Source organism: Cloacibacillus sp., from assembly GCA_036655895.1.
Taxonomy (GTDB): domain Bacteria; phylum Synergistota; class Synergistia; order Synergistales; family Synergistaceae; genus JAVVPF01.
The window spans coordinates 17,346-40,401 of the sequence record JAVVPF010000025.1 but is presented as its reverse complement, the minus strand read 5'-3'; the positions used below and the strand labels follow the sequence as shown (position 1 = coordinate 40,401).

Annotated in this window: 20 protein-coding genes; 10 read left to right on the top strand and 10 right to left on the bottom strand. The window is 54.7% G+C overall.

The window, feature by feature from the left end:
- Positions 1 to 6 precede the first annotated feature (6 nt).
- Positions 7 to 882, top strand: a complete 876-nt coding sequence (locus RRY12_08970; GenBank protein ID MEG2184796.1) for a MurR/RpiR family transcriptional regulator — start codon at positions 7 to 9, stop codon at positions 880 to 882.
- Positions 883 to 965: 83 nt separating this feature from the next.
- On the opposite strand, the gene RRY12_08965 is transcribed toward RRY12_08970, so the two are convergent.
- Positions 966 to 3,905 carry a two-component regulator propeller domain-containing protein gene (locus RRY12_08965; GenBank protein MEG2184795.1) on the bottom strand — a complete coding sequence of 980 codons (2,940 nt, stop codon included), beginning with the start codon at positions 3,903 to 3,905 and terminating at the stop codon, positions 966 to 968.
- Between the two features lie 403 nt (positions 3,906 to 4,308).
- On the opposite strand from RRY12_08965, the gene RRY12_08960 reads away from it, so the two are divergent.
- Entirely contained in the window at positions 4,309 to 5,475 is a 1,167-nt protein-coding gene (locus RRY12_08960) for an FIST N-terminal domain-containing protein (GenBank protein ID MEG2184794.1), read from the top strand.
- 29 nt (positions 5,476 to 5,504) lie between these two features.
- Positions 5,505 to 6,941, top strand: coding sequence for an aldehyde dehydrogenase family protein (locus RRY12_08955; protein MEG2184793.1), 1,437 nt, complete (start codon positions 5,505 to 5,507; stop codon positions 6,939 to 6,941).
- Positions 6,942 to 7,004: 63 nt separating this feature from the next.
- Here the strand turns inward: RRY12_08955 and RRY12_08950 are convergent, their stop codons facing one another.
- Positions 7,005 to 7,766, bottom strand: a complete 762-nt coding sequence (locus RRY12_08950) for an IclR family transcriptional regulator (GenBank protein MEG2184792.1) — start codon at positions 7,764 to 7,766, stop codon at positions 7,005 to 7,007.
- Between the two features lie 425 nt (positions 7,767 to 8,191).
- Between RRY12_08950 and RRY12_08945 the strand changes: the two genes are divergently transcribed.
- Positions 8,192 to 9,499, top strand: coding sequence for a phenylacetate--CoA ligase (locus tag RRY12_08945; GenBank protein MEG2184791.1), 1,308 nt, complete (start codon positions 8,192 to 8,194; stop codon positions 9,497 to 9,499).
- Positions 9,500 to 9,530: 31 nt separating this feature from the next.
- Positions 9,531 to 9,968: an ACT domain-containing protein gene (locus RRY12_08940; protein MEG2184790.1), complete on the top strand. Its 438-nt coding sequence runs from the start codon at positions 9,531 to 9,533 to the stop codon at positions 9,966 to 9,968.
- Between the two features lie 92 nt (positions 9,969 to 10,060).
- Here the strand turns inward: RRY12_08940 and RRY12_08935 are convergent, their stop codons facing one another.
- Entirely contained in the window at positions 10,061 to 10,762 is a 702-nt protein-coding gene (locus RRY12_08935; GenBank protein ID MEG2184789.1) for a FadR/GntR family transcriptional regulator, read from the bottom strand.
- A 263-nt stretch (positions 10,763 to 11,025) separates the two neighbouring features.
- Here RRY12_08935 and RRY12_08930 point away from each other — a divergent pair, with 263 nt between their 5' ends.
- The 4 genes from RRY12_08930 (at position 11,026) to RRY12_08915 (ending at position 15,031) form a co-directional block, all read left to right on the top strand.
- Positions 11,026 to 11,994 carry a leucyl aminopeptidase gene (locus RRY12_08930; protein ID MEG2184788.1) on the top strand — a complete coding sequence of 323 codons (969 nt, stop codon included), beginning with the start codon at positions 11,026 to 11,028 and terminating at the stop codon, positions 11,992 to 11,994.
- A gap of 46 nt (positions 11,995 to 12,040) precedes the next feature.
- Positions 12,041 to 13,006: a tripartite tricarboxylate transporter substrate binding protein gene (locus RRY12_08925; GenBank protein MEG2184787.1), complete on the top strand. Its 966-nt coding sequence runs from the start codon at positions 12,041 to 12,043 to the stop codon at positions 13,004 to 13,006.
- 69 nt (positions 13,007 to 13,075) lie between these two features.
- Complete coding sequence (locus RRY12_08920) at positions 13,076 to 13,513, top strand: tripartite tricarboxylate transporter TctB family protein (GenBank protein ID MEG2184786.1); 438 nt, start codon at positions 13,076 to 13,078, stop codon at positions 13,511 to 13,513.
- A gap of 15 nt (positions 13,514 to 13,528) precedes the next feature.
- The gene (locus RRY12_08915; protein MEG2184785.1) at positions 13,529 to 15,031 is read left to right on the top strand and encodes a tripartite tricarboxylate transporter permease; all 1,503 of its coding nucleotides are present in this window, start codon (positions 13,529 to 13,531) and stop codon (positions 15,029 to 15,031) included.
- A gap of 130 nt (positions 15,032 to 15,161) precedes the next feature.
- On the opposite strand, the gene RRY12_08910 is transcribed toward RRY12_08915, so the two are convergent.
- A complete protein-coding gene (locus tag RRY12_08910) occupies positions 15,162 to 15,986 on the bottom strand; it encodes a MerR family transcriptional regulator (protein ID MEG2184784.1) in 825 nt (274 codons plus the stop codon).
- A 96-nt stretch (positions 15,987 to 16,082) separates the two neighbouring features.
- On the opposite strand from RRY12_08910, the gene RRY12_08905 reads away from it, so the two are divergent.
- Entirely contained in the window at positions 16,083 to 16,745 is a 663-nt protein-coding gene (locus tag RRY12_08905) for a YitT family protein (GenBank protein ID MEG2184783.1), read from the top strand.
- A gap of 82 nt (positions 16,746 to 16,827) precedes the next feature.
- Here RRY12_08905 and ilvA read toward each other — a convergent pair whose 3' ends face one another.
- The 6 genes from ilvA to RRY12_08875 all read right to left on the bottom strand — a co-directional run bounded on the left by ilvA (position 16,828) and on the right by RRY12_08875 (position 23,032).
- On the bottom strand, positions 16,828 to 18,081 hold the full coding sequence (gene ilvA / locus RRY12_08900; protein MEG2184782.1) for a threonine ammonia-lyase IlvA: 1,254 nt from the start codon (positions 18,079 to 18,081) through the stop codon (positions 16,828 to 16,830).
- A 9-nt stretch (positions 18,082 to 18,090) separates the two neighbouring features.
- The gene (locus tag RRY12_08895) at positions 18,091 to 18,549 is read right to left on the bottom strand and encodes a hypothetical protein (GenBank protein MEG2184781.1); all 459 of its coding nucleotides are present in this window, start codon (positions 18,547 to 18,549) and stop codon (positions 18,091 to 18,093) included.
- A 52-nt stretch (positions 18,550 to 18,601) separates the two neighbouring features.
- Complete coding sequence (locus RRY12_08890; GenBank protein ID MEG2184780.1) at positions 18,602 to 19,930, bottom strand: L-serine ammonia-lyase, iron-sulfur-dependent, subunit alpha; 1,329 nt, start codon at positions 19,928 to 19,930, stop codon at positions 18,602 to 18,604.
- Between the two features lie 233 nt (positions 19,931 to 20,163).
- Entirely contained in the window at positions 20,164 to 21,057 is an 894-nt protein-coding gene (locus RRY12_08885; protein ID MEG2184779.1) for a dihydrodipicolinate synthase family protein, read from the bottom strand.
- Positions 21,058 to 21,146: 89 nt separating this feature from the next.
- Entirely contained in the window at positions 21,147 to 22,229 is a 1,083-nt protein-coding gene (hisC, locus tag RRY12_08880) for a histidinol-phosphate transaminase (GenBank protein MEG2184778.1), read from the bottom strand.
- Positions 22,226 to 23,032 carry an HAD family hydrolase gene (locus RRY12_08875; protein MEG2184777.1) on the bottom strand — a complete coding sequence of 269 codons (807 nt, stop codon included), beginning with the start codon at positions 23,030 to 23,032 and terminating at the stop codon, positions 22,226 to 22,228. The genes hisC and RRY12_08875 overlap by 4 nt, the downstream gene beginning before the upstream one ends.
- Positions 23,033 to 23,056: the final 24 nt, after the last annotated feature.

The window sequence follows — 23,056 nt, the reverse complement described above, 5'->3', positions numbered from 1 at the left end:
TGTCTAATGAAAACAATAAGCGAAAAGATTATCGAAGCCGCACCTAATCTAACTAAAAAACAAACCTTCATCGGGAAGTTTATATGTGACAACATCTATGAGGTGGCACTCCTGAATGCCCCCCAAATTGCCAAAAAAGCTCATGTCAGCGAAGCCACTTTGACTAGGTTCGTTTATGCTATAGGCTATAGTAGCTTTTCAGCGTTCCAACTCGATTTGAGAATACAAACACAAGAGGCAACGCAAACAAGTGCGTTCCGTCAAATTTCTTGCGTTGGATCTGACGAGCATGTAGTCCATAGGATCCTGACTTTAGAAAAAGATCTTATTGACGAAACCATGCTTAGCATTGACCCCCAAATTTTTGACCAATGTGTAGACAGGCTTATTCAAGCGGATACCGTGGTGCTCGTAGGAGGCCCCACCCAAGGGTATTTAGTTCAATATCTTGCCGATTACCTAACGATTTTTAGAGAGAGAGTCTTTGTTGTAAAGCAAAGAGATATGGCATTCTACGGAGCAATGGAGTTCCTCTGTGAAAAATCTGTCGCACTTGTCTTTACCTACCCTAGGTATCCGAAAGAAACATTGAAAATAGCATCGACCTTACATACCCAAGGTATACCTATAATTGCTGTAACAGACAGTCAAATGTCCCCCATCGTCCAGCATGCAAACCATGTTTTGATAACCCCTTTAAAATATTTTCTATTTGTAGAACCGGCCTCGTCTGCAGTAGCTTTGATCCACGCCATGCTAATGAGGATGTACCAAAAAGACAACGCCAACATAAAAGAGCGTCTCAAACGCTACGAAGCGCTGATTATCGCTTCTGATATGTTTGAATTCAAAGAATACGATTTCACAGTAAAATTACCATAGCTTCCAGAAATGGTGCATTGACATTCTAATCTATATGCAGAGACAAACTCTCGGTTACTTTCGCAATCGACAAGTGCAAAAAATCAGCGTTCCTCTTCCCCGTCCTGGTAGAGTTTCAGTTTTCCGTTTTTCAGCAGCTCTATCATTATTCGGGCTATTTGCGGGTCAAACTGCGTGCCGATGTTTTTTTCAAGCTCTGAGAGAATGTAGTCCAGGCTGCGCGCAGTTCTGTAGGGACGAGTGGAGGCCATTGCGTCAAGTGCGTCGGCTACGCATATTATGCGCGCTATGAGCGGGATGGCCTCTCTTTTGAGACCTTCGTTGTATCCCGTGCCGTCGTATTTTTCATGGTGGTAGGCGGCGCCGTCCTTTATTTCGTCTATTATCGTTATGTTGCGGAGGATGTGGCCGCCCTTTGCCGGGTGCTGCTTCATTATCTCGTATTCCTCGTCCGTCAGTTTTGCGGGCTTGTTCAAGATGTTGTCGGGGATGCCTATTTTCCCGATGTCGTGCAGCAGCGCCGTGTAGTAGAGGTTGTCGAGCTGCTGCTGCGAAAAGCCCATCTCTTTTGCTACTGCGACAGAATATTCCGCGACTCGGGTAGAGTGGCCGCGCGTATATGTATCCTTCGCGTCGATGGTGTCGGCTATCGCGGAGAAGGCCTGGGCCACGATCGCGCGCAGTTCTTCCTGTCTGCGCTCAAGCTCTTTGGCGCGTCTTTGATAATACCAGCGCGTGAGGAGGAAGATGAGCGCGGCAAGCAAAAGCAGCGCCATGACGACGACTGCGGGCCGCTCGTGGAAAGCGCGCTCTTTTACTATGATTATTTCAAGCGGTGCCGTGCTTGTGACGCCGTCGCTGTTTTCTGCGGTGAACTCAAGCGTGTAGGTGCCGCCTTTGAGGTTTGTGTAGCTTATGTTAGAGAGTTCTTTTGGGCCGCCGTAGTTGTCTTCTTTGTCAAAGCCTTTTAAACGGTACTGTCCCCGGTTGTAGTCGGGATTCATGTAGCTGAGCACGGCGAGGTCTACCGTAAGCCTTTTCGTTGTGCTGGGTATCTCTATTTTCGTTGTGTTCTCAAAGACTTTTCCGTCGGCCGTGACGCGGTTGACCGCAAGTTTCGGCCTGTGTTTGTTTTTCTGCACGTTGTCTAAGTTTATTGAGTAAAGCCCGTTCGTGCCGCAGAGGTATAATTTGCCCGAGCCGCCGTACTGGTTCCATGAGTTGGCGGTCACTGTGGAGTGCAGGCCGTCGCGGTGCATGTAGGATTCCCATTTCACATCGTCTCCGGCAAAGAGCGCCTTTTTGTCAGCGATATGGACGCCGGTGTCGGCAAGCAGCACGAGCTTTCCGTTTGAGTTTTCAACTATGTCGAATATGCCGCTTGTTATCGGGGCGTTGACCTCTATCTGCCGTATCTTGCCGTTCGCGTCCACAAAGCAGAGGCCGTTTCCGGCGCTCACCCAAAGGCCTTTGTGCTGTTTGTCGTAAAGGAGCCTGAGGATGACGTCCGCGTGTAGGCCGTCGCGCGCCGTGTAGTTTTTTAAGCTCCCGTCCTTCATCACAAAGATGCCGCCGCCGTCGGTGCCTATGCAGAGTGCGCCGTCGCCGTCCTCACAGAGTGTGAGGACGGTGAGGTTCGTCAGGCCTTCGCGCGCGCCTATCGTCTGCACCACTTTGTCGCCGCGGATGACGGCGCCGCCTCCGTTTGTGGCGGCCACGACATCGCCGTTTGCGCGTTCCATCGTCATTCGTATTTTATTGTTGGGCATACCGTCGGCCTTCGAGAATATCCGCACAGAGCCGTCGGGCTTCACGCGCATGAGACCGTCGCCGGTCGAGTAAACGCTTATCCAGAGATTTCCTTTTGAATCGCGCATGAGGTGACGCACGCGCTTTCCGGCGAGCGCTTTCGTATACGGCGTTTCGATGAATCGGTAGTTTTTATCGGCGATGAAAAGCCCAGCGTCGCTGCCTATATAAAGGCGTCCCTCTTCGGCAAGAGCGGCGTTGACGACGCCTGCCGGAACACCGAGCGCGAAGTTTATATCGGTGAATTTATTCCTTGAAAGCTGCAGCATCCCCTGACGCGAGGAGGCAAGCCAGTACTGCCCCTCGTAGTCCTGGAGGATGCGTTCAAGAGAGCTGTTGAGCCGGCAGCCGTCCACTTTGTGGAATTTAAAATCGGCGTCGAAATAGGCAGGGCCGTTGTCGGCGCAGAGCCACAGCCGCCCCGACCGGTCTTCAAAAAGGCCGTTGACGCTGCTCATGCCGGGCGTCTCTATCAGCCGCGTCGTAAGCGCGCCGCCGGTATAGGTCATTTGCAGAAGCCCGCCGTCGGAGAGGCCTCCGTACATTGTGCCGGAGGAATGTTGCAGGATGCTGATGACGCCGTGTCCGCCCAGTTCCTTCTGCGCGAAACGGCGTTCAAGCGTTCCGCCGCGCAGGATGAACAGTTCTCCTGTGCGCGCGACGGCCCAGACGCTTCCGTCCGGCGCAGCGCCCATGTCAAGGATGAAGGAGGAGTCCCATTCTCCCATGCCGACGCGCACGAGGCCCTTTTCAGAAACGACGCCGACGCCGCTGCCAGCGCCAAAGTATATACGCCCGGCCGCGTCCTCCGCGAGCGCGCGTACTGTGTTGAAGCCGCCGCCTGAGGCGTCTTCGATATGGCGGAAACGGCCGTTTTCACGCACGAAGAGCCCTTTGTCGTTGGTGCCGACCCAGAGGCGTTTGCGGCTGTCCTCAAAGAGAGTCGTCGCGCTTTTTGCCGTAAATTCGTCTGCTTTGGTGTTGAAACGCTGGAATTTGACTCCGTCGAAACGCATAAGCCCGCTGTAAGTGGCGACCCATATATATCCGTCGGAGGTTTGGCAGACGTCGTTTGCCTCGTTTGCCTCCATGCCCGATTCTGAATTGTATAAAACCTGATTGTAGTCGGCAAGAAAAAGGTTATCAGCCGAGGCTCGCGCCACATTGAGCAGCAGCAGGACGGGAATTAAAAAAATAAAAATTTTATTCTTCAAACGCGCTCACCTCGATGGTTATTTTAGCATATTACGATGGGATTGAGGCAGACGGCTGCACTTTACGCGGAAAAAGACTCTGCTTCCGCGCTGAAAAACTCAAAGCGGCGGAAATTGTGTGGACTTTTTGACGCGACTTTTGACAACTTGCAGTAAATATTATTTTTCTCACATATCGCCGCCGCGCCGCGCTTTCGCGTGAGCCGCCCCCGCGGGCGCGCACGCGCACCGCCTGAGAATTGATTAGTAACAATGTTCCGGCAAGCGGAACCACCGTTCTGTGATGCGGAATATTTACGTTGATAATTCTGCACAAGGGTATATATTAAAGATGTCAAACAGGCTCAATTCTCATCTTTAAACAATAAAATAAATTCGCGACGAGCGACAGGAGGGATTTTTTATGTTACAGGCTAATGTTGGTTCAAGCGTACTGAAATCCGCAAAAGAGGCTGGAAAAGAGGCTGCGGCCTCCGCCGCCAAAAATTTGGACGGCGTGAAGGCGGCCTTTGTTTACGGAAGCTGCGGATATGACATTGCGGAAATGATGAATGGCGTCAAAGAGGCTCTTCCCGGAGTTCCAGCTTTCGGCAATACCTCGTTCACCGGCATAATCACGCCCGACGGCTACGTCTCCTCAGACGACGGCTTTGTCGGCGTAATGGCTTTCGCGGACAAGGATATGAAAGTTGGGGTCGCTGCGTCGGAACGCGGAGCGGACGCCGTGGCTACCGGGCGCGCTGTGGCGCTTGCGGCTATGAAGGCGGCGCAGATGGACTGCGCTCCTAAATTTTTCTACATGGCAGCCTCTCCCGCGGAAGAAGAATTTTATTTAAAAGGCATAAGCTCCGTCATAGGCCGCGTTCCCTTCTTCGGCGGCAGCGCCGCCGACAATTCGATCTCCGGGGAATGGAAGCTGTACGCTGGCGATAAAAACTTCGCGGACGGCCTCGTAGTCGCCTTTTTCTACGGCGACGTCAAAATGACGAACCTTTTCACGGGCGCCTACCGCGAGACGAACGACTTCGGCGTAATCACAAAGACCTCCGGCAGCAGGACTCTCGTTGAAATAGACGGAGAGCCGGCGACGGAAAAGTTCGCTAAGTGGCTCGGCTGCGGCAAAGAGGCCGTAACGGGAGCAAACCTGCTGGTCACCTGCGTCACGTCGCCTCTTGGCGTCAAAGACAGGCTCGGCGACCTGGTGGCCATTCGCCACCCGATGAACGGCAACGCGGACGGCTCGATGGCGGTAGGCAACAACCTCGCGGAAAAAACATGCGTCATCCGCATGGAGGCGACGGTGGACGAGCTGGTGGCCTCTGCGGGAGAGACGCTGCGCGCTCTCAGGGAAAAGGCGGGGGCGAAGCCCGCGGCCTATCACCTGGTACACTGCGGCGGCAGACGCGCCGGCATCGGAGACCGCATCGGCGAGGTGGCCGAAGCCGTCAAGCGCGAGGCAGACGGTGTGCCGTTCATCGTTGAATTTACCTTCGGAGAGTACGGCTACGAAAGCGACAACAACAATACCTGCGGCGGCCTGATGCTTTCATTTACCGCCTTCAGCAACTGACCCACGTAAAAACAGGAGGAAAAATCCAGATGAAAATGATAATCAACGGAAAACCGGCCGACGCCTCAGACGGCAAGGTCATCGAAGTTACAAACCCAGCGACCGGCGCGCTCATCGACACAGTGCCCGCGGCGACGCAGGAGGACGTAAACAGGGCCGTCGCCTCCGCGAAGGCGGCGCAGAAGCAATGGGCCAAGATACCTGTCTATAAAAGAGCGGAGATCATGAAAAATTTCCTGAAGCTCGTTGACGCGAACAGGGAAAAGCTCGCGCAGACGCTCTCCGCCGAGACCGGCAAGCCCATCGTCGAGGCGCGCGCCGAGATAGGCAACATCTTTATTTCATTTGAGGCCTTCAGCGAGAAGGCAAAGCATCTGTACGGAGAAGTAGTCCCATCCGGCATGGAGGCGGGGCAAGACAAAAACATCCTCTTTACGCAAAGGGAACCGGTCGGCGTCGTCGTCTGCGTCATACCATTCAACTTCCCATGCGACCTCTTCGACCAGAAGGTGGCGCCCGCGCTGCTTGCGGGAAACGCCGCCATCGTCAAGCCCTCCACCGACAATCCGCTCACGCTTTGTATGCTGACTGAGCTTTTGACAAAGGCGGGCGTGACGGACGGAGCTGTCCAGATAGTCACGGGACGTGGGTCGATAGTGGGCAATGCTCTCTGCACCCACCCCGACGTCGACCTTATAACGCTCACAGGCTCCACCGAGGTCGGCATAGAGACGGCGGAGCACGCGGCGAAAAACCTTGCGCACGTGGCGCTTGAATTGGGAGGAAACGACGCCTTCATCGTCCTTGAGGACGCCGACATAGATCTCGCGACCGACGAACTCATCTGGGGCCGCATGTACAATACCGGGCAGGTCTGCTGCGCTTCAAAGCGTTTCCTCGTCCACAAAAATGTCGCGGAGGAGTTCGCAAAGAAGGCCGTAGAAAAGATAAAGAAGATAAAGGTCGGAATGCCGCAGGACGAAGATACGCGCCTCGGCTGCCTCATCAGCGAAAAGGCCGCAAAAGAAGTCGAAAAGCAGGTAGAGCTGACGGTGGAACAGGGCGGGAAAATAGTGCTCGGCGGCAAACGCTGCGGCGCCTTCTACGAACCGACCGTCATAGTGGACGTGCCAAAGACGGCGGACGTCGCAAAAGATATGGAGATATTCGGCCCCGTCGTTCCCATCATCACCTTTGAGACGCCGGAAGAGGCGATCGAAATCGCAAACGCCTCAAAGTTCGGCCTCTGCGGATGCGTCTTCACGAAGGACATGAAAGAGGCGTTCCACGTAGCGAACGCGCTTGAATGCGGCGGCTCCGTCATCAACGGCGCAAGCTTCTTCCGCAGCTTCGAAATGCCATTCGGCGGCTACAAATTCTCCGGCATTGGCACAGAGGGAGTTATGTCCACCTTCGACGAGATGACGCACACAAAATCCATCGTGCTGAAAAACATCCTAAAGTAGCAGCGCGCGGCGCGCAGCCGCAAATAAAAGCCGGCCCTCCTGCATCGGAGGGCCGGCTTTTTATCATTCTTCTATGTAACCCATCCGCTGCGAGAGCCGGCCCGCTGCGCGCTTCACCTCTTCGATTACGGAGGGCAGCCGTTCGTCCGTTATCTCAGCCGTAGTCCCGCTTGCGCTGACGGAGGCTATGGCGTCTCCGCGGTAATCGAAGACGGGCGCGCCGACGCAGCGGTGCTCAAGGAGATATTCCTGATCGTCCATCGCCCAGCCCCTTTCGCGCACGCCCTTCAGCAGCTTTTTGAAGTCGTGGAAATTTGTCACGGTGTGCGGCGTGAAACGTTCGAAGGGGCAGGCAAAGAGCGCTTTCTCAAGCTCGGAGCCGGAAAGGCACGACAGCAGACACTTGCCCATCGAGGAACAGTAGGCTGGAGAACGATAGCCCACCTGCGTATAAAGCCGCATCGTCGGGTAGATGTCCATCTTCTCAAGATATACGATCTCATGCCCGTCAAGTATGCCAAGATGCACGGAAAGATTAAGCCTGCGGCGCAGCTCGGCCAGTATCGGCTTTGACTCCGTTTGCAGCTCAAGGCCGATGATGTGGCAGCTGGCCGCCTCGATGAGCTTCGGCCCAACGGTGTAGCAGTTGTCCTTGTCCTTTTCGACATAGCAGCGGCTGCACATCGTCTGCAAAAGGCGATAGACCGTCGTTTTGCTTATGCCGCTTCTTTTAACGATGTCAGTGAGAGACATCGGCTCCTGCGCCTGCGCGAGAAGCTCGATTATATCAAAGACCCGCTCAATGACCCTGACATGATCCTCCATCAGACCGCCGCCCCCTTTGTCTTTACATAAACGCCGGATATAATAAATTATATCATGCGTGAACTGAGATTCTTTCTCCTCGCGCAAGACGCGACAAATTTTACGGTGTTGGTTGACAAATGATTTTCAAGTGCTAAAATTTCCAACAACAGGAAATCAAGTTGATATTTCAGGGAAGGGGAGCCAGGGCATGACGAATATGACAACATCATCAACAAAGAATCATGTCACGCGGTTCTCCTTTACCGGCGCGGGCCTCTTCACGAGAGTCCGCGCGAAGATCGCCTGATTCATAAAGTTTGAGAATCTAGCGTAGCGTGGTTATCGTTGAAGCAGGGTCCGTGATTTGCGGGCCCTGCTTTTTTGCTGCTTGCCAGCGGATAAAAAATATTACAAAAAGAACATGGAAGGGAAATGTGAACGATATGCAAAAAACAAACTGCTACCAACCTGAGATCGAATGTGCGTCAAGAGAACAAATACGAGAATGGCAGAGCGAACGGCTCGTCAAAACTGTCGCGCGCGCTTACGAAAACTCGCCCTATTACCGGGCCAAGATGGACGAGCACGGCGTCACTCCGGCCGACATCAAAGGCCTCTGCGACCTTCACAAACTGCCGTTCATCAAAAAGGACGACCTCCGCGAAGCATACCCCTACGGCCTGCTTTGCGCGCCGCTTGCCGACTGCAAGCGCATACAGTCAACCAGCGGCACAACCGGAAAGCGCGTAATCGCCTTTTACACGCAGAACGACCTCGACATGTGGGACGACTGCTGCGCGCGCGCAATAATGGCGGCGGGCGGCACAAAGGAGGACGTCGTGCACATCTCCTACGGCTACGGCCTATTCACCGGGGGACTGGGGCTTCACGGCGGCTCGCACAAGGTGGGAGCGCTGACGCTTCCGATGTCCTCCGGCTCGACGGAGCGCCAGATACAGTTCATGCAGGACTTGGGCTCCACCATACTCTGCTGCACGCCCTCCTACGCCGCCTTCCTTGCCGAGACGATCACCGAAAAAAACCTTCGCGGCACGATAAAACTGAAGGCCGGAATATTCGGAGCTGAGGCGTGGACGGAGGAGATGCGCCATGACATCGAAGAAAAGCTTGGCATCAAAGCCTACGACATATACGGACTGACTGAGATAGCAGGCCCCGGCGTCAGCTATGAGTGCTGCGCGCAGCAGGGGATGCACATCAACGAAGATCACTTCATCGCGGAGATAATCGACCCCAACACTGGAGAGACTCTGCCCGACGGAGAAAAAGGCGAGCTAGTCTTCACCAGCATCTCAAAGGAAGCCTTTCCGATGATACGCTACCGCACGCGCGACATCTGCGTGCTGAACCACGAGCCGTGCGCCTGCGGACGCACGCACGCGCGCATGGCGAAGCCGATGGGCAGAAGCGACGACATGCTCATCATAAAGGGCGTCAACGTATTCCCGTCGCAGATAGAGACAGTGCTCATCGACAACGGCTATTCGCCGAACTACCAGATAGTCGTCAACCGCGTCGGCACCTCCGATACGCTTGACATCAACGTCGAGATGACGCAGGAGATGTTCAGCGACAACGTGAGCGAGATCACAACGCGCGAAAAAACGCTGGTCAACGCGGTCAAGGGCTTCCTCGGAATTTTCGCCAAGGTGCACCTCGTCGAGCCTAAGAGCATCCCGCGCAGCGAAGGCAAGGCCGTTCGCGTAATAGACAATCGTAAGTTATACTAGGAGGAGATCAGCTATGAAGGGGGAAAATAAAATGACAGTCAAACAGATTTCGGTATTTCTTGAAAACAAGCCCGGCAAGCTGGCGCAGTTCGTCGAGCTGCTTCGCGCAAACGGCATCGACATGAGGGCCCTTTCTCTCGCGGAGGCCGCAGATTTCGGCGTGCTGCGCACCATAGTGAGCGACCCCGAACACGCGCAGCAGGTGCTGAAAGAGGCCGGCAAAATCTCCGCCGTCACCCCTGTGCTCGCCGTCGAGGTGCCAGACCGTCCCGGCGCGCTGACTGACATTTTAGCCGCGCTTACGGAGGGCGAGATAAACATCGAATACAGCTACGCCTTCACAACAAGAAAAGATCAGGCCGCCTACATGGTTTTCCGCGTAGCCGACAAGAACATAGAAAAAGCGGCGGATCTGCTCGCGCAAAAAGGAATAAACATCACCGCGCAGGAAGATATGTATAATTTGTAAATTATAAATCGATATGATTTGCTAAAGGCAATAGCGGAGGCCGTTTGGCCTCCGCTATTGTTTTGGCCGCGCTAGGAGCGGCTCGTTAACGACTAATCGTAGATTTTTATGCCGGCGCGCTCCGCCGCGTTTTTTAAATGGGTCAGCACGGCAAGCTGTGCGCCCGCGGGATCCTTCCCGGATATTCTGTCCACCACCTGCTTATGTTCCGCAAGCACGGCGTGGGCCCTCTCAGGAGAGGACATTGTGCGGATGCGCAGCTCCTTCGCAAGATCGTGGAGCTTGTACTGCAAAAACGAAAGAAATTCTATGAGCACCGGGTTATGGCTTGCGGCCGCTATGGCCGCGTTATAACGGTCGTGCTCCTGCGCCCCGAGCGCGTTTTGGCTGACCGCGTTTTCCATTCCGGCCAGCGCCGCGCAGATTTCCTCCATATCGGAATCGGTGCGCCTCATGGCCGCCAGCCCCGCCGCTTCGGACTCAAGCAGCGCACGCATCTCATAAAAATAATTCACTTCATCCATAGAGACCTTCTCAAAGACGTCGGAGAATCGAAAGGCCTGCCGTCCGCGCGGATTCTTTACTATGATGCCGCGTCCCTGCTTCGATTCAAGGATGTCGTCGTTTTTAAGGCTCGCGATCGCTTCGCGCAGGATCGTCCTGCTGACGCCGTATTTCTGCGCAAGCTCCGTTTCAGGCGGCAGCTTGTCCCCCGTCGAGAGCTGACCGGATTGTATTTCCGCCAATATCAGTTTTGAGATTTGAGAGGAAAGCCTTTCACCTCTCAACGGCATTAAGTTTGCACTTTGCATTGTCTCTGTCGCCCTCATAAATAAAACCTCTTTCCAAGCCGTGCGCCGGTGGTCATCAACATGATACAGCTTAATATATTTTATTACATCTTTTCTTAAATAATACGCCGTCAGCCAAAATAAATTTTGCCTCTTGACATATATTTGTATGATTGTAGTATTATACTATAATAAGTTATTTAAAGCCAACAGGCGCACTAAAGTGTTTTTATTATCAAGGGAACAGGGGAGTGGTTTATTTGGAAATGAAGGAATGCCTAATGCTCCAGGGGGCCAAGACGATCATGGACAACTGCGTCTCTCTGAAAGCGGGAGAATCGGTGCTCATCGTTACGGACATGGTCCAGGAAAAAATTGCCAAGGTGCTCGCGGCGGCGGCCGTGGAACGCGGCGCGGAGGTAGTGGTGAGCGTCATGAAGCCTCGCCGCAGGGCGGGAGAAGAACCGCCGAAGCTGATCGCCGAAAGCATGAAAAACGCCGACGTCATCCTCATCCCCGTCAGCTATTCGGTCACACACACCTTCGCGGTCAAAGAGGCCGCGGAGCATGGAGCGCGCATACTGGTGCTGACGGACTTTACCGAAGATATGCTCATTTCAGGCGGCATCGAGGCGGACTTCCGCGCCATCAAGCCGATATGCAAGGGCGTAGCGGACGCCTTCGCAAAAGGAAAACGCGTGCATGTGACGACGCCGGGCGGAACAGACCTCTGGCTTGACATAACGGGACGCCGCGGAAACGCTCTTTACTGCGTCGTAGAGCCGGGAGAATTTTCAACCATCCCCACGATCGAGGCAAACTCGTCGCCGGTCGAAGGTTCCGCAAACGGCAGGATCGTAGCGGACGCAAGCATCCCCTATCTTGGCATAGGTGTGCTGAACGAACCCGTCATAGTCGACGTGAAAGACGGCATGATAACGAACATCACGGGCGGCAAACAGGCGGAAGTTCTGAAAAAGGACCTCGCAAGCCACAATGACCCCAACTGCTACAATATCGCGGAACTTGGCCTCGGGCTGAACCCAAAATGCAGGCTCTGCGGAATAATGCTCGAAGACGAAGGAGTCATCCCCACGGCGCACATCGGCATAGGCACCAGCATCACACTGGGCGGCACGGTAAAAGCGCCGACGCACTACGACCTGCTGATGTGGGAGCCTACCATAGAAGTGGACGGCGTGAAGCTGGTCGAAGGCCGCAAGGTAAACCTATAAGAATTTTTTAAATATGCAGTATCAAATAAAACGAGGAGGATCCATTATGAAAAAAATGTTTAAGTCTTTCGTTATTGTTATGGCTCTTGCGTTGATGATGTGCCCGGCAGCCGCCTCTTTTGCGGCCGCTTTCCCGACGAAGCCCGTCTCCGTCATAGTTCCGTTCTCTCCCGGCGGCGGCAATGACATTGTCATCAGGCTCGTTGCGAAATATATGACGCCGGCTCTCGGGCAGGCTCTCGTCGTTGAAAACAAACCCGGCGCGGGCGGACAGATAGGATGGACCGCGCTCGCAAAGGCGCGTCCCGACGGCTACACAATGGGCGCGACAAGCCAGCCCTCTATGGTCCTTGTAAAGGCGCTGCGCCCGAACGTTCCGTTCAGTCTTGATGATTTCAAATATGTATGCAACTTCCAAATAGACCCTCTCATCTGGGTAGTGAATAAAGACAGCAAATTCAAAGACGCAGCTGAAATAGTCGATTTCGCAAAGAAAAACCCCGGCAAATTGAATGTCGCGGGCGACGGTCCTCAGAGCAACGTACAGCTCCAGCACCTCATCAACTGCAAAGTGTTGAAAATGGAAGCAAACTTCGTTCCCTACAGCGGCTCTGGCCCCGCGCTCACCGCGCTGCTTGGCAAACAGGTCGACGTCACCCTCACTACACTCAGCGCCGCGGTCTCCCATCTTGAAGCAGGAAGGATCGTACCTCTCGTCATGTTCTATGACGGCAAAATAGACGGCGTCGACATCAAGTCTTCGAAGTCCGTTTTTAAAGTCAAGATACCGTCGGCGGGCACCGCGCTGCGCGGAGTAGCGGTGCCTAAGGAGACCAAAGCTGAAGATGTGGCCGTGCTTGAAAAGGCGTTTAAAAAGGTCGCAGAAAATCCTGAGTTCAAAGCGCAGGCTAAGTCGCTTGGACTTATCATTAAATTTATCGGTACGAAAGAATCCGGCAAACTTGTCAACGAGTCCAACAAGATCGTTGAAGAATACAAATCGCTCTTTTAACTAAAAGTTTGATAACGCCTCCCGCCGCGCACGCGGCGGGAATTTAATATCTTCGAGGGGTGAGACCTGATGACGGTCAATAAAAATCTTTTTTTCGCAGCCAGCATTACCGTGATATCAACGCTTCTTGCGGCACAGTCATTCAGTTATCCGGCGGAGTCCGCTGTGTTTCCACGGTTTCTCTGCATTTTAATGGTTTTCTTCTCTATTCTTATTTTAATAAAAACATTGAAAAACAACGTTCAAAAACAGGAAGACGGCGGCAGCATCATCCAGACCTTTAAACTTCCAGTCCTCGTCTTCGGCCTTACCGCGCTCTACATAATAGCCATACAGCACATCGGATATTTTGTCAGCACCGTCGCCTTCATGGCCTTTACAATGTTCTTCTTCGGCGAGAGACGTTTTCTTCCCTCCGCCGCCGCAATACTGATATTCCTGGGAGTGGTCTACGCGCTCTTTATCTCCTTCCTTGGGCTGCGTCTGCCCGAGGGACTGCTCTTTTAAAGGAGGCTCCAAACTATGGAACAGATATTTTCCAACGTTGTTCAAGGAACGATAGCTTTAGCCGACCCAGTTATTCTGGGGCTCATCTTTGCCGGGACCGTTTTCGGCGTAATAATAGGCGCGCTGCCCGGGCTTACCAGCACCATGGGAGTAGCGCTTCTCGTCCCCGTTACATTCGGCATGAGTCCCGCCGCTGGGCTTGCGCTGCTTGGCGCTATCTACTGCTCTTCGACCTATTCCGGCGCAATCAGCGCCATTTTGCTGAATATCCCGGGAACTCCGGCAAACTGCTGTACGCTGCTTGACGGTTACCCGATGACGAAAAAGGGGCAGTCGTCCCGCGCAATCGCGCTTGCAACCTCCTCATCCGCGGTCGGCGGATTTTTGAGCATCTTCGCGCTGCTCTTTTTGGCGCCTCCGCTTGCTGAATTTGCGCTGAAATTCGGCTCTCAGGATTATTTTCTGCTGGCTATATTCGGCGTGAGCGTCATCGCTTCGCTCTCTGAGACAAACATGCTGAAAGGGCTGTGGGCCGGCGCGCTGGGGCTCTTCCTCAGCGTCATTGGAATGCACCCGATCACTGGCGACCTGCGTTTCACAATGGGCGTGGCCGAGCTTTATAACGGGCTTTCTCTCGTCATAGCCTTGATAGGCCTCTATTCCATACCGGAGGTCATAGAGTCGCTGAAACTTTTGAACAAGGGAAAAGTAGAACAGAGCCGGGCCGTCGGAAAGGGCGCCTTCGGAGAGATGATGGAGATATTCCGTTACAATATGCTGCTGATACGCTCTACGGTAATAGGCATCATCGTCGGCATAATACCGGGGGCCGGAAGCAGCATCGCAAGCTTTGTAGCGTATGACGACGCGAAGAGATCTTCAAAAGATCCAAAGGCCTTCGGCACGGGCTGTCCGCAGGGGATAATCGCCTCTGAAACTTCGAACAACGCGGTAGTTGGAGGCTCTCTTGTGCCTGCGCTGACGCTGGGCATCCCCGGCAACGCCGTCTCCGCGGTGCTTCTTGGCGGCCTGATGGTACACGGCTTGAAGCCGGGCCCGACTCTTTTTACTGAGAACGCGGCCGTCGTCTACACCTTTATAATGAGCCTGTTTGTTTCAAATCTTGTATTCGTGCCCGTGGGGCTTTTTATCTCGCGTTTTTGCGTGCGCCTCATTGAGATCCCCGCGTCAATACTGGGGCCTCTGGTAATAGGGCTTGCGGTGATCGGGTCATACGCCATCAACATGTCTATGGTCGAGGTAATGATCATGCTGGCCGTAGGGCTACTGGGTTATCTGATGAAATTCTTCGAAGTCCCCCGCGAACCTCTCGTACTGGGCCTTGTGCTTGGGACAATGGCTGAGGGGGAACTTGCTCGAGCGATGTCGCTGGTTCACGGAAGCGTTCTTGACCTGCTGCGCAGCATGGCGACAAGCCCGCTCTCCCTCGTGATAATATTCTTCACAGCCCTGTCTCTGTGGAAGGGCATAAAAGCGCAGATGATCAAGGGCAAGTAACAGAGGGTTTTTTGCGCCAGCTAAATATAACAGAGAGCGGAAGGATAATATCCTTCCGCTCTCGCTGAATCAGCAGTTATATTTATTGCTTTTTAGACGCGGACCACGCGGTCTGGCAAGTTTCTTCCATTCATTCTCGTTTCGTATCGTCCTCCGCTATCCGCACCTGTATTTCTGTGAGAAACTCTTCTTCCCGCACCGTGTCGCGGTTGTCTATTTCATACATTTCAAATGGTTCTCCCAGCAGGCGCAGCTTGTTGCGCGCCGCATAGCTCAGCATCTCTTCCATCCGTTCTACGTTCTGCCCGTAGCCGCCGCTGTAAAAATACGAGAGATATTCTCCGGCTGGCAATATAAAGTCGTAATCCGTCGTCTTTTGTTCCAGTATAAAGAAAACGGCGTCATAGACATTTGCAATGCCTTGTCTCACTCTGTCTATCGACAAAAAGGCGCCGATGACTTGATTTCCTAAATCGCGTATTTTTTCCTCGTGCTTTCTGTGGAGCCTTTTGACTGCAAAGTCCATCTCCTCATCTCTTGTGATGTGTTCGCAGAGCTGCACGCAGAACCTCTCGCGCAAGGTCTTTTTCGTAAAGATGTTCGTTTTTATCTCCCGAGCGTTATTAAGGACGGCTATCCTTTCGTTGATAAGTCCTTTTCTGTTTTTTAGTTCCAGTATCCGCTCTTCCAGCATCCGCCGTTCGCTGTGCAGCAACTCCAGGGTGTTGTCGACGTTCTGGTCTGCCAGGTATTCTTTTATCTGGGACATGGAAAAATCCAGCCGCCGCAGGTCACGTATGATGTTCAGCTTATACATTTCTTTCAGGCGATAGAGCCGGTAGCCGTTGTCGTCCCGATGCGGCCGGAGTATGCCCAGCCTTTCATAATACCGGAGGGAATCGGCGCCGATGCCGTAAAGTTTGGATATTTCGCTGATTTTATAGTAGTCTCTCACCGTCAGACACCTCTTGCCACGCAGGCCGCGTAATTTTTTTCTTGACCTTGGTATTATGCCAGAGTTTATAGTGTTTGCGAAAGGGTGCGTATCAAAATGACAAAAAATTTACTTCTTGATTTAATACGGAAAAACACGGAGGGCTTTTCCCTTCGAAAAATCGTTATGATTCTGGCAGGAACGGCAATCAGCTCGTTTGGTGTCTATAACATACATCAGGTCGGCGTCATCACAGAGGGGGGCGTTCTTGGCATGATTTTGCTGGCCAATCACTGGCTGGGCCTCTCCCCCGCCATAACCACGCCGGTGCTGGATATCGCCTGCTATTTGCTGGCCTTTAGATACTTAGGCGGCGTCTTTATCAGGCTGTCGGCGGTGGCGACTTTGAGCCTCACAGGTTTTTTCAGGCTCTGGGAGCAGTTCCCGCGTTTGCTGCCCGATATGAGCGGAGAACCGCTGCTTGCAGCCGTCTGCGGCGGCCTTTTTGTAGGGCTGGGAGTCGGCCTGATAGTCCGGCAGGGCGGCTCCGGCGGCGGGGACGACGCGCTGGCCCTGACCATCTCACACGTTACCAAATGGAATATAGCGCGAGCGTACCTTATCACGGATATTCTCGTGCTCACGCTCTCACTTAGCTATATACCGTTCAGCCGCATCGGATTTTCACTGGTGACGGTCACGGTTTCATCCTTGCTGATTGGGTTTATCCAGGATTCAAAAATTTTCGCCGCCCGCGGCGAAGACGAAAAATCCGCATAGAAACACCGCGCAAGACAAAATTCGTCTGAGCAAAATGTTCCTATGCGGGACGGCGACCGTTAAGCGGGCTGTGACGCGCGCCCTAGATCAAAAACTGAAACAGATCCGGTTTGTCGTTGAGGTACTCGTAGGCGATGCCCCTTGCTTTCATTCTGGCTATGAGCGGGGCGAAGTCTTCCGCTTTTTGCAGCTCGACGCCGACTACGGCGGGGCCGCGTTCGCGGGAATTTTTCTTGCTGTAGGCGAAATGCGTTATGTCGTCGTCGGGGCCCAGGACGTTTTCCAGAAACTCGCGCAGAGCGCCCGCCCTTTGCGGGAAGCGCACTATGAAGTAGTGTTTGAGGCCCTGCTGGAGCTGCGAACGCTCTTTTATTTCTTCCATGCGCGTTATGTCGTTGTTGCTGCCGCTTATGACGCAGACTACGTTTTTACCGGCGATCTCCTCCCGCACGGCGTCAAGCGCGGTGACGGAGACTGCGCCCGCAGGTTCCACCACTATCGCGCTTTCGTTGTAAAGCTTCAGTATCGTGGTGCAGATGTCGCCCTCGGGCACCTGCACAAGACGGTCTACTACGTCGCGGCAGATGTCGTAGGTTACGTCGCCGACACGGCGCACCGCTATGCCGTCAGCAAAGGTCTCTATCTCTGGCAGAGTGACGGGGCAGCCCGCGTCAAAGGCCGCCTGCATAGAGGCGGCTCCCGCCGATTCTACGCCGATGACGCGCGTCTCGGGGCTAAGGCTTTTGAAGACGCTGCCGACGCCGGAGACGAGGCCGCCTCCGCCTATCGGCAGCAGTATATAGTCGATGGGGCCCTGCGCCTCGTTCAGGATGTCGAGGCCGAGCGTCGCCTGCCCTTCGATTATCTGCGGGTCGTTGAAGGGGTGGATGAAGGCGCCGCCGTTTTTCTCGCAGAAGGCGGTCGCCTCAGCGCAGGCGTCGTCATAGGCGTCTCCCGTGAGGACGATATTGATGTTGTCGCGTCCAAACATTTTTACCTGATTTATCTTCTGGTTCGGCGTGGGCTTCGGCATGAAGACGGTGCCCTGTATGCCAAGGCGCGAACAGGCAAGCGCCACTCCCTGTGCGTGGTTGCCCGCGGAGGCGCAGACTACGCCGCGCGCCCGTTCTTCCTCTGAAAGCCCGGCTATTTTATTGTAGGCTCCGCGTATTTTGTAGGAACGCACTATTTGAAGATCTTCGCGCTTTAGCCAGATATGCGCGCCGTAACGCGCGGATAGCGGCAGATTCAGCGCAAGCGGCGTGTTTTCCACCACCGCGCTTATGCGCTGCTTTGCGCGCTGGATGTCCGGAAGCTGCGGTCTGTAGTCTGACATCTCCTGCGCCTACAGCTGCACGTTGATTATTGCGGTGACACCGACGCCCTTGACGCGGCGAAAACGCTGCAGCGGGTTGGTGGAGTCGATGGGGATGAGCGCCGTGGCATGTACGCTCTGGAAGTTGCCCTCTATTTGGGCGACCGCCTTTGTACGGTCGATGGCGTCCTGCGTCGTTGCGCCCACCTGCGCCGCTCCGATACGGGTGCCGTCGCCCAAGGAAACTATGGGTACTACTTTCGTGTATCCCTCATATTTGACGCCTTTGTTGAAGGTGATCGTGTTGATGAAATCGTTCATTTGTGGCGATATTGCGGTGACGAGCCATCCCGCGGCAATCCCGATGGCTCCTTTTTTAAGGATGTCGCCCAAATCAAGCGCACGCGCCGCTGGAACGGAGACGGCGAGCGTGGCGCATATAAGAAGCGCGGCAAGAGCTCTTTTTATGTTTTTCGTCATTTTGTTCATGGTGATTTCAGACCTTTCTTTTCTTTATATCTTTACACTTGCTGCAAATATCTTAAAGTGAAGCGGCCGTGGGACGGTGGCGCTTGTCGAGTATCTCTATCATGACGCGGTCTACGCTCCTCATGCCTTCGCGCGAGACGCGTCCGACGTTTTCCACCGTCTCTTCGATCGTGTCGCCAAAGACGCCCTGCGGCACGGCGAGTTTCTGCCCTTTGAGCGCCCACTCCATCGCGTAATAGGCCTCGGAGGCGGCGGCGCCCACTTTCAGCGCGCAGCTTTCCTTCGCGCCGTCGCACAGCATCCCGGCTATATTGGCAAGCAGTATGCTCATCGCCGTACATATCTGTTCGTAGTCTCCGCCCATGAGCCATGTCATGCCGGCGGCGGCCCCTGCGCCCGCCGCTACGGAACAGCCGCAGACGGGCGACAGACGCCCGAGGTTGTGCTTGACGAAGCTTGTGGCGATGTGGCTGACGATAACGCCCTTTGCTATTTCGGCGTCGCTTTTTCCGGCGCGCCGTCCAAGCACCGCGACGGGCACTATGGCCGTGATGCCGTGGTTGCCGCTTCCGGCGCTGCTCATCACCGGCAGAAGGATGCCGGACATGCGCGCTTCGGCAGCGGCCGCGCAGGTGCTGCGTATCTCCATGACGGCGGGCACGGCGGCCCCCGCCGGCTCCAGATCAAGCAGGGTGCGCGCGAACTTGCTGCCCTGTATGCAGGCGCCGCACGCGCTGCACTCCTGCGTCGATTTGAGGCCGCCTTCAGCTACGTGCAGGTTCATGCGGATACCGTCCCAGATGAAGCGCACGTCGTCGTCGTCCATCTCTTCGGCCATTTTGAGCGCCTCTTTGAGCGTTGCTGGGAAGCCGTCGTCAAAGCCGGAGGCCGATGATGCCTTCTGCGGCGCCTCGAATTTTGTTTCGTTGTCCAAAATGACCTTTATGACGTTGGCGTGGCTGTTTTCAATGAGGCAGGTCGCCTTGTGCCCCGGCGTGAATACGGAGGCAAGCACATAGACGCCCGTCCTGTCCGGGTCGCAGTAGATGGAGACGCGTTCGTCGCTCACCCAGTGTTCAGCCTTTTTTACGTCGTCCATCGTAGTTCCGCGCAGCACTTCAAGCCCCAGCGAGGCATCTCCGCGTATAGCGCCAAGAGCCGCCGCTATAGTGTTTCCGCGCGCGCCCTGCGTGCCTGGGATGCCTACCGCCATGCCGTTTTTATAGATGCTTGCGCTCACCGTGACGCGCACGGCGGCAATGTCCGCTCTGTCTGGAAGCTCGGCGCAGGCGCGCGCCACGGCGAGGGCCACAGCCCCAGGCTCCGTACATCCAAGCGCCGGCTTCACCTCAGCGTGAAGAAAATCTTTTAATGTAAGCATGTATCTCCCTCCAAGTTCAGAAGTTATATGATGAAATTATATATCATAAGCGCGGCGAACGAGTACGGATAAGATGTTTTTTGCGCGTATTGCGTGAAAAGGCGTAATGTTTTTAACGCACAGCAGAACGCTGACGCCGGCCTCTCCGACCTCTTCGTTCTGTAAGTGCGCGCTGGTTTCCGAGAAAGATAAGAGGCGGATGACGACGCTGCACCACCCGCCCGTATAGTTAGTTATTTTTCGTAGTCCGCCAATCCCGAAGCTTCGATTACAGCATCAATCGTTTTTTTATCCTCGTCGGTGATGGGAAGCAGCGGACGGCGGCAGCTGCCGCCCGCCATGCCGCGCCGCGCCAGTGCATGCTTGAGCCCCGGCACTCCGTATCTGCGGGTAATGACATCACTTACAGGCAGCAGCCTTTTTTGAATTTCAAGAGCCTCCGTGAGGCGCCCCTCACAAAAGTCATCATAGAGCCTCCTGCATGCGCGGGGAAAGAGAATTGAGACCGCCATCGTTCCGCCGCAGGCCCCCATTGAAAGCGCCGCCAAAAACCAGTTGCCGGTACCTCCGAATACGGCAAAATCTTTCGGGGCTTTTGACGCTGTGAAACCTATTTTCGACATGTCGCCGGAGGTATCCTTGATCCCGTGGATATTTGGATGAGCCGCCGCCTGCAAGATGACCTCTTCCGTGAGGTCGACGCCTGTATTTTTGGGCATATTATAAAGGAATAAGGGCAGCGGGGAATTGTCTGCGACATCCAGATAAAACTTAAGGATAGCGGCATTATTGCCTTTGAAATAATGGGGAGGGAGCAGCAGCAGGCTGTCCGCTCCAGCATCAGCCAGCCTTTTAGCCGCTTCGACCGTCTTGGCCTCCGATGCAAAGTAAGCGCCTGTCATTATGTGCTTGACGCCGCGGCACACCTTCGCCGCCGCCTGTGTCAGCTTTACCCTTTCCTCAATATCTATGAAAGGCATTTCTCCATTTGAACCCGCGATGACAATGCCGTCCAGCGCGGAGTTTTTCCACTGAAAAAGATTATCCTCCCAGCTTACAAGATCCAATGTTTCATCTGTGTGAAAAGGCGTCGGAACCGGAGCAAAAACACCACATAATTTTCCCAATTTAAGCACCTCGTTATCTCGCTAAGAATTTATTTCTTTAACCTGACCTTGGCTGCCGCACCCGGCACGCGGAATGATTTTTCGGACGTTTATTTGTTTTCCAGCAGCACGCGCGCGACCTCGCGGTTCTCGGTGGGCGTTCCTATGGATATCCTTATGGCTGGCGCTCCGCGCACGAAGAGCGTGCGCACGTCGATAGAGGCCTTTGCGAAGGCCACGGTAAGCGCGTCGTGTCTTTCTCCTGCAAGCGTCAGAACAAAATTTGCGGCAGATGGAATATAGGCTAGGCCGCATTCTTTTAATACTGCGCAGAGTTTTTCACGTTCGCAGGCGGCAGTGCGCGCGGCGGTCAAAGCGGCCTCCCTCTCTTCCAGCGCGGCGCAGGCTCCGGCTTCGGCCGCGGCTGTGACGCAGTAGGGTTCGCGCACTTTATAGAGGCTTTCCAACAGCCTCGGGTCTGCGGCCGCCCAGCCCACTCTCATTCCCGCGAGGCTGAAAATCTTTGAGAAGGTGCGGCATATCAACAAATTGGGAAATTCGGAAAGCAGGCGGAACGACGCCTCTTTATCCGCGTCGGCAAAATCAATGTAGGCTTCGTCGAGCACCACGATGACGCGCGTGGGGACGGCGCGCAGCATCCGCGTTATTTCGTCCGGTGCGGAATATGTGCCAGTGGGGTTGTTCGGGTTGCAGAAAAAAAGCATCCTGGTGGCTGCTGTGACAGCCTGCGCAAAACGCTCCGGGAGCTGCTTCCAGTTGTCGTCAAGCGGTATTTTTTTGACTGAGGCGCCCGCTATTTTTGCGGTCTCGGCGTAGACGCCGAAGGTACATTCTCCGCACAGCACTTCGCAGCCCGGGTCAAGGAAGGCGCGGCCCAGCATCGTAAAAAGTCCGTCCAGGCCGTTTGAGGTGATGAACTGATCGGGCGACAGCGCAAAGCGCGCGGCCAGCTTTTCTCTGAGCGCGGTGTTTCTGCTGTCGGGATAGCGGTTTGCCAAACAGAGCGCCTCACGCATTGCGTATAGCACAGAGGCGGGGACTCCCGCGTTATTTTCGTTGGCCGAGACGCGTATGGCCGGCCGCTCCATCGTCCGCGCGTCGTATGGCTCTATCTCGCCTATCGCAGGACGCGCCAGCTCCGCGAAGAATTTTTCTTTTTCCTGATTAGTCATCGCGGCAGCCCCTTTGTGAAGGCGGCTACCGCCTCTTCTGTTGTGTCATATCTGTATTTCGCCTCGGGCAGCAGCGCGCCTATCGCGGCGAACAGTCCTTTGCCGCAGGCCGCCTGCGCCTGCATGTCGCTTGCGGTGTCGCCAAAGAATACGAACGACGAGACGCCGAGCCGGCCGCAAAGAATTTCAAGCCCGTCGGGCGACGGCTTTTCAATGCCGTGGTCGCTGTGAACTACGAGAGCGTCCGGAAAATCCTCCCAGCCCAGGCTCTCCTTCGCAAGCTCCCATTCATGCGCGTTGCGCCCGGAATAGACGGCGACCGGCAGGCCCAGCTCGCTCCAATGCTTTTTTATCATCGGCCGCTCCAGAAGATGCAGGCCGAAGCCCTTGCCTCCGTAAAGCTCGGCGCAGAAAGCGCGCACTTCGGAGCGCGGCGCGCCGTCGCCGTATTTTTCGCGCACCCACTCAGGCAGAGGGCGATAAAATGTTTTCAGCTCTTCCGCAAGCTTTTCCGGCGATGGAAGCGCTGCGGAAAGTTTTTTTTCACCCGAGGCCGCTGCCATCGAAAGCAGCGTCCATGCGATGTCGTAATCGTCGTTGAAGCTCCCGTGACGTTTGAATACCCATTCATGCTCCGCGCAGTACCCGCCGCAGTCCGTCGTCCCGCCGCAGAATTTTTCCCAACCGACGGCGACCGCGCGCCGTATGACCTCTGGAAATGACTTTGTTACGTCAAGCAGCACTCCGTCTATATCAAAAATGAGCGCGTCGACGCTTGCGCCCTCCGTGTTCTTCTTTTGCATTTTATAAAACTCCCTTTGCCGTAA

What these genes read in the sequence shown, in the direction of transcription:
- RRY12_08920 (MEG2184786.1), top strand. Translation starts at nt 13,076, where the DNA reads ATGACGGTCAATAAAAATCTTTTTTTCGCAGCCAGCATTACCGTGATA.
- RRY12_08905 (MEG2184783.1), top strand. Translation starts at nt 16,083, where the DNA reads ATGACAAAAAATTTACTTCTTGATTTAATACGGAAAAACACGGAGGGC.
- RRY12_08875 (MEG2184777.1), bottom strand. Translation starts at nt 23,032, where the DNA reads ATGCAAAAGAAGAACACGGAGGGCGCAAGCGTCGACGCGCTCATTTTT.
- RRY12_08950 (MEG2184792.1), bottom strand. Translation starts at nt 7,766, where the DNA reads ATGGAGGATCATGTCAGGGTCATTGAGCGGGTCTTTGATATAATCGAG.
- hisC (MEG2184778.1), bottom strand. Translation starts at nt 22,229, where the DNA reads ATGACTAATCAGGAAAAAGAAAAATTCTTCGCGGAGCTGGCGCGTCCT.
- RRY12_08960 (MEG2184794.1), top strand. Translation starts at nt 4,309, where the DNA reads ATGTTACAGGCTAATGTTGGTTCAAGCGTACTGAAATCCGCAAAAGAG.
- RRY12_08930 (MEG2184788.1), top strand. Translation starts at nt 11,026, where the DNA reads ATGAAGGAATGCCTAATGCTCCAGGGGGCCAAGACGATCATGGACAAC.
- RRY12_08970 (MEG2184796.1), top strand. Translation starts at nt 7, where the DNA reads ATGAAAACAATAAGCGAAAAGATTATCGAAGCCGCACCTAATCTAACT.
- RRY12_08915 (MEG2184785.1), top strand. Translation starts at nt 13,529, where the DNA reads ATGGAACAGATATTTTCCAACGTTGTTCAAGGAACGATAGCTTTAGCC.
- ilvA (MEG2184782.1), bottom strand. Translation starts at nt 18,081, where the DNA reads ATGTCAGACTACAGACCGCAGCTTCCGGACATCCAGCGCGCAAAGCAG.
- RRY12_08955 (MEG2184793.1), top strand. Translation starts at nt 5,505, where the DNA reads ATGAAAATGATAATCAACGGAAAACCGGCCGACGCCTCAGACGGCAAG.
- RRY12_08935 (MEG2184789.1), bottom strand. Translation starts at nt 10,762, where the DNA reads ATGCCGTTGAGAGGTGAAAGGCTTTCCTCTCAAATCTCAAAACTGATA.
- RRY12_08945 (MEG2184791.1), top strand. Translation starts at nt 8,192, where the DNA reads ATGCAAAAAACAAACTGCTACCAACCTGAGATCGAATGTGCGTCAAGA.
- RRY12_08940 (MEG2184790.1), top strand. Translation starts at nt 9,531, where the DNA reads ATGACAGTCAAACAGATTTCGGTATTTCTTGAAAACAAGCCCGGCAAG.
- RRY12_08890 (MEG2184780.1), bottom strand. Translation starts at nt 19,930, where the DNA reads ATGCTTACATTAAAAGATTTTCTTCACGCTGAGGTGAAGCCGGCGCTT.
- RRY12_08895 (MEG2184781.1), bottom strand. Translation starts at nt 18,549, where the DNA reads ATGAACAAAATGACGAAAAACATAAAAAGAGCTCTTGCCGCGCTTCTT.
- RRY12_08925 (MEG2184787.1), top strand. Translation starts at nt 12,041, where the DNA reads ATGAAAAAAATGTTTAAGTCTTTCGTTATTGTTATGGCTCTTGCGTTG.